Origin of the sequence: Kribbella sp. NPDC023855, from assembly GCF_040639475.1 — a bacterium.
GTDB lineage: Bacteria > Actinomycetota > Actinomycetes > Propionibacteriales > Kribbellaceae > Kribbella.
The window spans coordinates 232,665-243,564 of sequence record NZ_JBFAAA010000006.1; the positions used below are offsets into that span (position 1 = coordinate 232,665).

The window sequence follows — 10,900 nt, forward strand, 5'->3', positions numbered from 1 at the left end:
AGGGAGCTGATGGCGATGCAGGCGATCTGGAAGGGCGCCATCTCGTTCGGGATGGTGACGATCCCGATCAAGGTGTTCTCGGCGACGGAGGAGAAGGACATCTCCTTCCGTCAGGTGCATGTCGCCGACGGCGGCCGGATCCGGTACAAGCGGGTCTGTTCCGAGTGCGGCGAGGAGGTTCCGTACTCCGATATCGGCAAGGGCTACGAGATGGCCGACGGCCGGATGGTGATCCTCGAGCCGGAGGACTTCGCCGACCTGCCGCTGTCGAGCAAGAAGGTCATCGACGTGCTGGAGTTCGTGCCGGCCGACCAGGTCGACCCGCTCTACCTGGGCAAGTCGTACTACCTCGCCGCCGACGGTGGTCCGGGAGCCAAGCCGTACGTGCTGCTCCGGGACGCGCTCGAGGGGTCCGAGCTGTACGCGCTGGTGAAGGTCGCGCTGCGGTCGCGGGAGAGCCTCGGGCTGCTCCGGACGCACGACAACGTGCTCGTCCTGCAGGTGATGCTGTGGCCGGACGAGGTCCGCGACTCCGCCTTCGCCGCGCCGGACGAGGACGTGGAGATCCGCAAGCAGGAGAAGGCGATGGCCGAGTCGTACATCGACACCCTGCGCGGGGAGTTCGACCCGGACCAGTACCACGACGAGTACCGGCACGCGCTGGAGCAGGTCGTCGAGGCCAAGGCGGCCGGCGTACCGCTACCCGAGGCGGAGGAGGAAGAGGCCGAGGGCGCCGAGGTCGTCGACCTGGTCGCCGCACTCCGCGCCTCCGTCGAAGCCGCCAAAGCGCGCCGCGCGGCCGGCGGTTCTGGCGGCGGCGGCCAGGGCGACGCGACCCCAGCCAAGAAGACCGCGTCCAAGAAGGCAGCCCCAGCAAAGAAGGCAGCCGCCAAGAAGGCCCCAGCGAAGAAGACCGCAGCAAAGAAGGCCACCAAGAAGTCGGCCTGATCACACTCCGAACTCCGCCCAGGACACCGCACGGTGCCCTGGGCGGAGCTGTCTGTGGAACTTTGCCTGGCTAAGACCTGTCAGGTTCGTGGTATGCGGTTGGACATGGCAGCATGAGGAGCGCGACGTGTCACGGCCGCGCCCCGATCGGGCGCGCCGGGCCGCCGGGAACCAGTCGAGCCGACCGAGGAGCACCGCACACCATGGATGCCGTCACCGCAGTACCGACGCCTGTCAACGAGCCTGTCCGGGGTTATGCGCCCGGCTCGCCGGAGCGCGGCAGCCTGGAGGCGAAGCTCAAGGAGTTCAACGCGGCCGGGGCGATCGACCTGACCTGCACGATCGGCGGCGAGCAGAAGCTCGGCGGCGGGGCGCAGATTTCAGTGGTCCAGCCGCACAAGCACGCGCACGTGCTGGGCAACCTCGGCAACGCGACCGAAGCCGACGGCAAGGCCGCCGTGGACGCCGCGCTCGCGGCCGCCCCGGCCTGGCGTGCGCTGTCCTTCGACGATCGCGCCGCCGTCTTCCTCAAGGCCGCCGACCTGCTGGCCGGCCCGTGGCGCGACACCCTGAACGCAGCCACCATGCTCGGTCAGTCGAAAACGGTCCAGCAGGCCGAGATCGACGCGGCCTGTGAGCTGATCGACTTCCTGCGCTTCAACGTCGCGTTCGCCCGCGACATCATCAACGACCAGCCGGTCTCCTCGCCGGGGATCTGGAACCGGGTCGACTACCGCCCGCTCGAGGGCTTCGTCTACGCGATCACCCCGTTCAACTTCACCGCGATCGCCGGCAACCTGCCGACCGCGCCCGCGCTGATGGGTAACACCGTCGTCTGGAAGCCGTCGCCGACGCAGCAGTTCGCGGCGCACTGGACGATGCGGCTGTTCGAGGCCGCCGGGCTGCCGGCCGGCGTGATCAACCTGGTCACCGGCGACGGCATCGAGGTCAGCAAGGCCGCGCTGACCCACCCCGACCTGGCCGGCATCCACTTCACCGGCTCCACCAAGACCTTCCAGTCGCTCTGGTCCACCGTCGGCGCCAACATCGCGTCGTACAAGACCTACCCGCGGCTGATCGGCGAGACCGGTGGCAAGGACTTCATCCTGGCGCACCCGTCGGCCGACCCCGCCGTCCTGAAGACCGCGATGGTCCGCGGCGCCTTCGAGTACCAGGGCCAGAAGTGCTCCGCCGCCAGCCGCTCGTACGTCGCGCGCAGCGTGTGGAACAAGATCCGCGACGACATCGCCGCCGAGACCGACTCGCTGACCATGGGCGACGTCACCGACCTGTCGAACTTCATCGGCGCCGTGATCGACGACAAGGCGTTCGCCAAGCACAAGACCGCGATCGACCGGGCCCAGCAGGCGGCCGGTATCGAGGTCATTGCCGGCGGCACCTATGACGACTCCGAGGGCTACTTCGTCCGGCCGACGCTGCTGGTCTCCGACGACCCGACCGACGAGATCTTCACCACCGAGTACTTCGGTCCGATCCTTGGCGTGCACGTCTACGAGGACGGCGACTACGACACCGTACTGCGGCAGATGGAGAGCGCGGCGCCGTACGGGCTGACCGGTGCGGTGATCGCCCAGGACCGGACCGCGATCGCCGAGGCGGCCGAGTACCTGCGCTTCGCGGCCGGCAACTTCTACGTGAACGACAAGCCGACCGGCGCGGTCGTCGGCCAGCAGCCGTTCGGCGGCTCGCGGGCCAGCGGGACGAACGACAAGGCCGGCTCGATGTGGAACCTGATCCGCTGGGCCAGCCCGCGGTCGATGAAGGAGACCTTCGCCCCGCCGACCGACTACCGCTACCCGCACCAGGGCTGATCAGCCGGTCAGTCCCCGCCGGACGGTGATGTAGAACGACGTCAGGTCCTCGATCAGGCTCTCCACCTGGTCGGGGACAGTCGGGTCGGCGTCGAGCAGCCAGTCGGCGATCAGGTCGAACAGCCCGCCGACCAGCCCGATCGCGATCGCGTGCCGGGCCCGGCTCTCCGCCTTGTCGGATTGGCCGGACGGAGCGTCGTACCGGTCCCAGATCTGTTCCAGGAAGCCGGCGGCCCAGCGGCGGTTGGTCCGCCGCTGCCGCTCGACCGTGGCGGAGATGCCGCCCGCCTGGCCGAAGGTCACCTTGGCGACCCGCGGATCGTCGAGCAGCGCGTGGGCGAAGGCGGAGATGATGCGCGGCGCGGCTTGGCGTTCGTTGCCTTCGGCCCGTGCCGCGACCGCCATCATGTCCGCCTGCAACCGCTCCGAGGTGCGCCGGAGCAGCGCGACATAGCAGTCCTCACGACCGTCGAAGACCTCGTAGAAGCTCTTCGTGCCCACGTACGCCGTACTGCAGATCTGCTCGATCGACGTCCCCAGGTAGCCGTGAGTTGCGAACAGGTCCAGCGCGGCGTCGAGCAGCTGTTCCCGTCGCTCCGCCTTGCGCTGCTCGGCCGTCAGGCCTCTGATCACTCGCCCCATGGCCAGACGCTACCCCTAGTGGTTGGTTACTAACCAGGTGGCGAGTTATGAACACGAGGTCTTGTTCATAACTCGAAGACGTGCTCCACTGTCGGTCATCCCGTCGTCACTGAACGACACTGCCCCTCGGGAGCCGTCATGCGAAACGTTCTCCGGCGTACTGCGGCAGGCTTGCTGGCTGCCGCATTGCTCGCCACCACCCTCACTGCCTTGGCACACGCCGCAGCACCTAGTTCCGGCTTCGACGACTGGTCCTGCAAGCCGTCGGCCGCGCATCCGAACCCATTGGTGCTCCTGCACGGGCTGGGCGGCAACGGCCCTGGCAACTACTCGTACCTGGGCCCGTACCTCGCGGCGAAGGGCTACTGCGCCTACACGCTCACCTACGGCCAGGCCACGCCGGCCATCCCCGTCGGCGGCACGATCTCGATCGTCCAGTCGTCGGCGCAGATCGAGGCGTTCGTGGATCGCGTCCGGGCCAGCACGGGCGCCGCGAAGGTCGACATCGTCGGTCACTCCGAAGGCGGTTTCCAGAGCATCTACGGCCCGAAGGTCCGCGGGTACGCCGCCAAGGTCGGCAAGGTGGTCGCCCTCGCGCCGTCCACGCACGGTACGACGTTCGGCGGGCTGGTGAGCGTCGGCGACTACCTCGGCCTGCGCCCGCTGGTCGACCAGGTACTGCGTGAGTTCGGTTGCCCGGCCTGCGATGAGCTGATCGTGGGTGGTTCGGAGGTGGCCAAGCTGACGGCCGGGCCGATCGCCCAGCCGGGCGTGAAGTACACGGTGATCGCCTCGAAGCTCGACGCCTTGGTGACGCCGCACGAGACGTCGTTCATCCGCGAGCCCGGGGTGACGAACCAGTTCGTCCAGGACACCTGCCCGTTTGACCCGGTCGGCCACGTCGGTCTTGCTTTCGACCCGACCGTGGCGCAGCTGGTCTCCAATGCGCTCGACCCGGCCCATGCTTCGCGGGTCGTGTGCGGGTTCGGTCCGGCGTTGTAGAGCCTGGGGGTGGCGCGGATGTCGGTCGCAGGGGTGGCCGGCATCCGCGCCAGGTCAGTTGGTCAGGCGGTGCGGTGGAGTGGCTGGGCCGCGGGGCCGATCAGGACGGCGGAGCCGCAGGCCACACAGATCCATTCGGCCGACGGGTCGTCGGCTGGATGATCGCCCGGTTCGACCCGTTCGAACTCCACCACGTCATCGCACAGTACGCAGTACCGGGAGTCGTCGATCGGTGCGCGGCGTCGGGTACGCATCAGAAACCCACCTCCGATAGTCCTTCCCAGGTTGCCATCGGAGGTGGGCGGAGGCGGTCAGCGACACGGCCGAAGCGGGCTCCGGCCGGTAGCCGGGATCAGTTGGTGCCGTTGTGCCAGTCGCGGCCGAGGTCGTGCTCCTTCTGCAGGCCCTTGCGGATCGCCTCGACCACGAACGGCTCGATCTTCTTGCCGATCAGCGGCACCGAGACCTTCACGTCCAGTTCGATCGCCTGCACGGTCTCACCACCGGTCGAGGTGATGGTGGCGGTGCCCTTGAGGGTGACCGGCGTGTTGGCGATCTCGCCCTTCACGTCGGCCTTCCGCGATCCGTCCGCGTTCGCCGGGTGCCACGTCTCGGTCTGCACCACGGTCAACGTCTGCCCGACGAACTTGCGCGCGATGTCCGGCACGTCGTCGGCCGGCATCTCCCGCTCCACCCGCACCACGGTGTCGCCACCGGACTCGCTCACCTTGACGTCGTACGACAACGCCTTGGTCTTCTCGCAGGCCTGCTCGCGAAAGGTGGCGTCGGTGACGATCGCGAAGACTTCCTCAGGGGTGGCGTCATAAGACGCCGACATCTTCAGCTCCATGCCGCACATCATGGCATCACCAACCGCTCACCGGGGTGAGATGAATCCGTTACACAGTGTGATGTGAAAATGATTGTTGTGAGGTAATGAAGGTTCGTAAGTTTCCTACCAAGGTTGGCTTCTAGGTAGGAGGCGGTTATGCGGGTTCGTCGGTTGGTGGGTGTGGTGGCGGGGGTTGCTGGGTTGGTGGCGCCGGGGGTGGTGGCGGTGGGGGCTGCGGCGGCGCCGGTGGGGGAGGGGCAGGTGGCTAAGAAGTGCAATACCAAGGAGATCAACTGGTATGTGCGGGGCGGTAAGGAGGTGTATGTCGGGACGAACTTGTACTCCGACTGGATGGAGGGGCCCGGGCGGATCACCTACTCCAAGACCGCTACGTCGGAGTCGAACTCGTCGTGGAGTGGGGATCTCGGGGTGAGCATCAACATGGTGATCGGCGAGATCCAGAACAAGTACTCCAAGACCGTCGGCAAGTCGCACTCGGTGTCGGACAGTTGGTCGTACACGGCTGAGGTGCCGGCCAACAAGGTTCGCCGGTTGCATCAGCTCAAGCAGTCCTGGCGCGTGCAGGTCGTCCGGTGGCGTTACACCACCTCGGACTGCAAGAAGACCAAGGAGGTCAGCAGCAAGACCGCGACCTTCCCGGTGAAGAACCATGACTACATGTGGATCCTCGTCGGGCACGCCGGCTAGCTGGGCGGAGCCGCGTTCATCAGGTCGAGAGCGCTGTGCTGGCGGGCCGCGTCGAGTTTGTCGATCGGCCCGTACCAGCGCAGCCCGTACTGGTCCATCGCCGTCCGGTCGGCCGCATAAGCCCGATCGGCCTGCCGGCGCAGGTACGTCGTGTACGGACGATCGGCCAGAGCCTCGTTCAGTTTGCCGAGGCCGCGGACGTGGGCTCCCTTGAAGGACGGCCCGTCGCCGCCGCAGTCACCTCCCTCGCAAGGCTCCCGCAGGATGCCGTCCGCGGTGTTCAGCCCGGGGGAGGTGGTGGCGGCGTCGGCGAACTGCCGGGCGGTGGTGAGGTACGAACTGTTGCCGGTGGCACGCGACAGTTCGGTCAGTGCCCCCAGCAACACTCCCTGGTTGTAGCTCCAGGCAACATCTCCGTTGTTCTTGCAGGTGGACAGATCGATGCCGTCGTTCACCAGTTTCGAGCTGTTGATCATGCCCGTCTGCTGGAACCACGCCCACCCGTTCTGGGCCCTTTGCAAGTACGTCGTATCGCCCGCGATCCGGTTGTGCAGCGCCGCGCTGAGCTGGATGTAGAGCGAGTTCGAGATCGCGTTCTTGTACGTCTTCGCCTGACTCCACCAAACTCCACCGCCACAGGTGTTGTCCCAGTACGCCGCCATGTGGTCGGCGTCGGCTTTCGCCGTCTGGAGGTACCGGGTCTCGCCGGTCAAGTCGTACGCCGCGATCCAGGTGAGCCCCCACCACCCGGTGTCGTCGATGTAGTCGTTGCGGAACTGCCCCTGCTGGGCGTTGAGATTGAGGTCGTACGTCCGCCCGATCGCGTAGCGGTAGCTCCCCATCCCGGTCACTCGTGCGTTGTCGATGATCGCGTTCAGCGCGTTGGCCGAATTCCACCAGCCGGTGGTGTCGAACAGGCCGGTCGAGTAGTTGTAGAACTGCATCTGCGCGGTGGCGGCAGCCGTTCGGCGGTCACCCGCGTTCCAGGTGGTCCGCGCCCACGGCGTACAGGCGATTTCTGCGCGGTCGCCGGCTTTGCCGCAGGCACGAAGGGCGCCGACGCCGTGGTTGTTCCAGTCGTCCACGTTGAACATCTGGGTTCGCCAGCCACGCTGCCCAGCGGGTACTACGGTGTTGCCGAGCCGGCTGCCCGTCGACCAGGTCCGGCCGCCGTCCATCGAGCGATCCAGCCAGACCTCGTCACCCGGGTTGCCGTTCTCGATCGAGGCCCAGCCCATCGCGTCCGCATCGTCGAAGTGCAGCCGCACCGTCCGGCCGAAGATCGTCGCCGAGACCGGGGAGCGGTCGCCCGGGGAGAGCGCGGGATCGCGGGCATCGCAGTACTTGTTGCAGATGGTCGCCTGGGTCGACACGGTCACCGCCGGAGTGGACGCGGGGGCCGGTGGAGGTGCGCCGGCCGGGATGGACAGGGCGGTCAGGGCAGCGGCGGAAACGATTCCAACGAGCATGAGTTCTCCCTGGGGCGGTAGGAAGAGAGCGGTTTCACGAACCTAGACGCGCCGGATGGAACCGTCAATACGTGTCGCCTATTTGCTCAGCGGAGTGACGATGGCGCCGGTGGTGAGGTGTCCGGTGAGGGTGGCCGGCGCGCGCCCGGACTGCCGAACTGCCACGTTTCCCCTGTATGCGCGGCCGTTCAGCGTGATGCGGTCGACGTGCCGGCTGCCCGCTGCCATCAGGTAAGTGGCGCCTGCGGGTGACTTCCAGTAGGTGGAGGCCAGGACGTTCTGGTCGAAGCGGCTACAAGCTGCGGTGTTGACCGCCTTGCCTGCGGGCACTGCGGCTGCTCCCGGCGCAAGGAGTTGGGCGCTGGCCCAGCCATTGCCCTCCCAGGTATCCGTGCGGGTGCAGACCCAGCTGCCCAGGCCACCTCCGGGCAGCGCCTGCTGAGCGAAGACCCAGTTGTTGGCAGACCTGACGCCCTGGTTCTGCAGGGACTGCAGGCTGCAGGCCGTCTTGGCCCAGCTCGACAAGGCGGCGCTACTAGTTGCCTCGCGTGGGGATCGGGCGGCACCACTCGACGGTGGTGGCAGGTAGGTGAGGTGGACTGGGCTCAAGCCGCCTAGGTACGTCAGGAGGAAGGCGTGCTTCTCTGCGACGGTGGAGGCCGAGCGGAGCTGCAGTGTCGGCCAGGACGAGCAAGTCGGGCGTGCGACTTCCGCAGTGATGCCGTCGGATCGAGTCAGGTCGGTGGCCGGGCGGTTCGGCTTCACCAGGTCGCGCAGGCTGGCTGTGCCGACCCATGGTGCTGTGAGGTAGCGGATACCGGAGGCGGACTCGCTGATGACCACTGCCGCGGCTGTCGTCACGTTCGCGTTGTCTGAGCGAGCCACGACGAGTCCGGCGCCATCGGTGTAGCGGGCGAGGCGTTGCCCGTCGTACAGGAGGGCGACGGACTTGCCGTCCACAGTGCCGGAGTACAGGAGTTGCGGGGCGTCGCTGGGCGCCGCGGTCGGCGTACCGGCGACTGCTGTGACTCCGTCGCCGGTGGACCAGGCGGTGAGGGCTCTGGTCAGTAGAGCGTTGTCTGCAAGGCGGTCGCCGCGGGGAGCCCAAGCGGTGAAGTCCACGCGTGCTGTGTCCTGCCAGCGCTCGGACCCGGTACGACGTAGTGCGTCCGCTGTCAGTTTGGGGGCTGGCACGCTTTGACCCAACGGGCCTGCTGCGGGCTCATTACCCTCGCCTGCTGTCACGATCAACGAGACCAGGATGGCGGCGGCCAGTGCGCTGGTGACCGAGATGGCCACTGCGCGACCGCGGGCTCTGCGGCGGACCAGGTCGGTGGGGGCCAACCGCACCGCGCACGGGTCGAAGGTCGATGCGTCCAGGGGCTCACCCGGGCCTTCGTCGGGCGGAGTGGCTTCGTTGATGGCGGCTTGTGCGTGCTGGATGCCGGCGGCGCGGAGCTGCAGTTCCGCGTCGTCTACTGAGAGCCGCTCAGCTCGCAGGAGTGTCCAGGCCGCTCGTGCTTCAGGGCTCAGGCTGCTCAGCACGTTGTCGAGAGCCAGGCCGTCGGCTGCGCCCGAGCGAGGGAACAGCCGGAATCCCCAGACCTGCGGGAGCAGGCGCAGCGGAATACGGCAACGGGCTTGTTTGACGGCGTTCTGGATGACTCGGCGGCGGAGGAAGGTGAGCGCGTCGGTTTCGCCGACCAGCAGTCGCTGCAGCCGCCGGCGGTCGGGTAGTGCGCGCTGGACAACGCCATGTGCGGCGAGGATGCGCCGGTGGCGGCCGAGCGAGGGTGGCAAGATCAGGTAGGCCAGCCGGACGAAGGCCGAGTAGTCGTCGAGGAGCGCCGCTTCGACCTCGGCCGGGGTGACATTCCTGCGCTGAAGCAAGGTCTGGAGGTCGATCACGGCCTGATTGCTCCTCGAATCGCGGCAAGCTTCCACCGACCACCCAACGAGCGACAGCCCTCGCGGTCACACCCGCCGCCGCCCGCAGGACCCCACCGATCGCCGAGAATGGCCGAATGGTCATCGGCTTCAGCCTCGAATTCGCGACCGGTACGCCGGCGGCGCGGGTCGCGGAAGAGCTGTGCCGGGTCGCGGAAACAGCCGGTCTCCTGGATGGTGCGGTTGCCACAGCCGCGCCCGCGCTGGATGGACGTGGGCCGGGTGCGTCGATCACCGGTGGGCGATTGCTGGACGGTGCGCTCGTCAGGTGGGGGCTTTGGGTTCGGGTTCTGGAGCCGACGAGTGCGCCGTGGCATGTGGTGGTGACGGATCTCGGCATCACGCCGGCGGTGCGGGTGGCGTTTCGGCTGAACAAGTTCGCCGACCTCGGGGCTCAGCAGGACGACATCGTGGTGCTGACGCTGGGTTTGCTGGATCTGGTGCCTGGAGATGCGGTGCTGCACCGGGAGCTGAAGACCGTCTGGTTGCTGCGTCGAGACGGCGAGCTGAGCCTGCATGAGCGCGACGATCTCTGGACGCCGGAGCGGCTCGCGGTGGTGGGTTCGAGGCCGCATCGCCGTGGTACTCCGTCGTTTGCGGACTGACGCACGTTGTGTAGCAGACGTCACCGGTTGTGATCGCGGTTATCCTCAGGCCGTGAGCGAGAACAGCGGTATCCAGCCCAGCGGTGAAGCGGTGACCGGCCGGTGGGAGGGCGTTGACGTGAACTTCGGTGAGGAGGGTGGCCGCCTCACCTACGGCAGCTATCTGCGGCTGGAGACTCTGCTCGACCAGCAGCGGCTGGAGTCGGATCCGCCGGCCCACGACGAACTGCTGTTCATCACGGTCCACCAGGTTTACGAGCTGTGGTTCAAGCAGATGCTGCACGAGATGACGGCGTCACGCGACGCGATGCTGTGCGGTGAGCTCTGGCTGGCCCAGCACCTGCTTCGGCGGGTGCACACCATCGAGCGGACGTTGATCCAGCAGGTCGACATCCTCGAGACGATGACGCCGCAGGACTTCGGCACGTTCCGGCACCGGTTGTCGCCGGCGAGCGGGTTCCAGTCGGTGCAGTTCCGGGAGATCGAGTTCCTGTCCGGCGCCAAGGACCCGTCGTTTGTGAAGCGGTTCCGCGGCCTGTCCGAAGCGGAGAAGGCCCGGCTGGATCTGCGCCTAGCCGAGCCGACCCTGTGGGACGCCTTCCTGGCGGTCCTCGAGGCGGCCGGCTTCTCGACCGCGCACGAGGACGACCTCCGCAAGGCGCTGCAGACGGTGGCCGGCGATCGCAGCCACCACGCGGAGATCTGGGAACTGGCCGAGGGCCTCCTCCAGCACGACGAGCTGGCCGCGGCCTGGCGCGCGCGGCACGTGGTGATGGTCGAGCGCATGATCGGCACCAAGCCAGGCACCGGCGGCTCCTCCGGCGCCGGCTACCTCCGCAGCCGCCTCGACCTCCGCTACTACCCCCTCCTCTGGACCCTCCGCACGTCCCTCTGACCCCTCGGCTCCGCGGGCGG

11 protein-coding genes are annotated in these 10,900 nt (G+C 67.6%); 6 read left to right on the forward strand and 5 right to left on the reverse strand.

Translation table 11 applies throughout. The features are described from left to right. The first annotated feature begins 9 nt into the window (after positions 1 to 9). Positions 10 to 948, forward strand: coding sequence for a Ku protein (locus AB0F51_RS22770; RefSeq protein ID WP_360282992.1), 939 nt, complete (start codon positions 10 to 12; stop codon positions 946 to 948). Positions 949 to 1,151: 203 nt separating this feature from the next. Continuing rightward, complete coding sequence (gene pruA / locus AB0F51_RS22775) at positions 1,152 to 2,780, forward strand: L-glutamate gamma-semialdehyde dehydrogenase (RefSeq protein WP_360282994.1); 1,629 nt, start codon at positions 1,152 to 1,154, stop codon at positions 2,778 to 2,780. On the opposite strand, the gene AB0F51_RS22780 is transcribed toward pruA, so the two are convergent. Continuing rightward, the gene (locus tag AB0F51_RS22780) at positions 2,781 to 3,422 is read right to left on the reverse strand and encodes a TetR/AcrR family transcriptional regulator (RefSeq protein WP_360282996.1); all 642 of its coding nucleotides are present in this window, start codon (positions 3,420 to 3,422) and stop codon (positions 2,781 to 2,783) included. Between the two features lie 138 nt (positions 3,423 to 3,560). Between AB0F51_RS22780 and AB0F51_RS22785 the strand changes: the two genes are divergently transcribed. Beyond that, positions 3,561 to 4,424 carry an alpha/beta fold hydrolase gene (locus AB0F51_RS22785; protein WP_360282998.1) on the forward strand — a complete coding sequence of 288 codons (864 nt, stop codon included), beginning with the start codon at positions 3,561 to 3,563 and terminating at the stop codon, positions 4,422 to 4,424. A 62-nt stretch (positions 4,425 to 4,486) separates the two neighbouring features. Here AB0F51_RS22785 and AB0F51_RS22790 read toward each other — a convergent pair whose 3' ends face one another. Both AB0F51_RS22790 and AB0F51_RS22795 read right to left on the reverse strand, forming a co-directional pair. Next, positions 4,487 to 4,678, reverse strand: coding sequence for a hypothetical protein (locus AB0F51_RS22790; RefSeq protein WP_360283000.1), 192 nt, complete (start codon positions 4,676 to 4,678; stop codon positions 4,487 to 4,489). 98 nt (positions 4,679 to 4,776) lie between these two features. Next, positions 4,777 to 5,274 carry a DUF2505 domain-containing protein gene (locus AB0F51_RS22795; protein ID WP_360283002.1) on the reverse strand — a complete coding sequence of 166 codons (498 nt, stop codon included), beginning with the start codon at positions 5,272 to 5,274 and terminating at the stop codon, positions 4,777 to 4,779. 138 nt (positions 5,275 to 5,412) lie between these two features. Here AB0F51_RS22795 and AB0F51_RS22800 point away from each other — a divergent pair, with 138 nt between their 5' ends. Beyond that, positions 5,413 to 5,964 carry a hypothetical protein gene (locus tag AB0F51_RS22800; protein ID WP_360283004.1) on the forward strand — a complete coding sequence of 184 codons (552 nt, stop codon included), beginning with the start codon at positions 5,413 to 5,415 and terminating at the stop codon, positions 5,962 to 5,964. Here AB0F51_RS22800 and AB0F51_RS22805 read toward each other — a convergent pair. Next, positions 5,961 to 7,433, reverse strand: a complete 1,473-nt coding sequence (locus tag AB0F51_RS22805) for a glycoside hydrolase family 76 protein (RefSeq protein WP_360283006.1) — start codon at positions 7,431 to 7,433, stop codon at positions 5,961 to 5,963. The genes AB0F51_RS22800 and AB0F51_RS22805 overlap by 4 nt on opposite strands. Before the next feature lie 78 nt (positions 7,434 to 7,511). Beyond that, a complete protein-coding gene (locus tag AB0F51_RS22810) occupies positions 7,512 to 9,341 on the reverse strand; it encodes a hypothetical protein (RefSeq protein ID WP_360283008.1) in 1,830 nt (609 codons plus the stop codon). A 116-nt stretch (positions 9,342 to 9,457) separates the two neighbouring features. Here AB0F51_RS22810 and AB0F51_RS22815 point away from each other — a divergent pair, with 116 nt between their 5' ends. Beyond that, positions 9,458 to 9,985, forward strand: a complete 528-nt coding sequence (locus tag AB0F51_RS22815) for a SitI3 family protein (RefSeq protein WP_360283010.1) — start codon at positions 9,458 to 9,460, stop codon at positions 9,983 to 9,985. 52 nt (positions 9,986 to 10,037) lie between these two features. Beyond that, positions 10,038 to 10,880, forward strand: coding sequence for a tryptophan 2,3-dioxygenase family protein (locus AB0F51_RS22820; RefSeq protein ID WP_360283012.1), 843 nt, complete (start codon positions 10,038 to 10,040; stop codon positions 10,878 to 10,880). The last annotated feature ends 20 nt before the right edge of the window (positions 10,881 to 10,900 follow it).

Excerpts from the sequence above, each read along its gene's own strand:
- AB0F51_RS22770 (WP_360282992.1), top strand. The coding sequence starts at position 10 with ATGGCGATGCAGGCGATCTGGAAGGGCGCCATCTCGTTCGGGATGGTG.
- pruA (WP_360282994.1), top strand. The coding sequence starts at position 1,152 with ATGGATGCCGTCACCGCAGTACCGACGCCTGTCAACGAGCCTGTCCGG.
- AB0F51_RS22780 (WP_360282996.1), bottom strand. The coding sequence starts at position 3,422 with ATGGGGCGAGTGATCAGAGGCCTGACGGCCGAGCAGCGCAAGGCGGAG.
- AB0F51_RS22785 (WP_360282998.1), top strand. The coding sequence starts at position 3,561 with ATGCGAAACGTTCTCCGGCGTACTGCGGCAGGCTTGCTGGCTGCCGCA.
- AB0F51_RS22790 (WP_360283000.1), bottom strand. The coding sequence starts at position 4,678 with ATGCGTACCCGACGCCGCGCACCGATCGACGACTCCCGGTACTGCGTA.
- AB0F51_RS22795 (WP_360283002.1), bottom strand. The coding sequence starts at position 5,274 with ATGGAGCTGAAGATGTCGGCGTCTTATGACGCCACCCCTGAGGAAGTC.
- AB0F51_RS22800 (WP_360283004.1), top strand. The coding sequence starts at position 5,413 with ATGCGGGTTCGTCGGTTGGTGGGTGTGGTGGCGGGGGTTGCTGGGTTG.
- AB0F51_RS22805 (WP_360283006.1), bottom strand. The coding sequence starts at position 7,433 with ATGCTCGTTGGAATCGTTTCCGCCGCTGCCCTGACCGCCCTGTCCATC.
- AB0F51_RS22815 (WP_360283010.1), top strand. The coding sequence starts at position 9,458 with ATGGTCATCGGCTTCAGCCTCGAATTCGCGACCGGTACGCCGGCGGCG.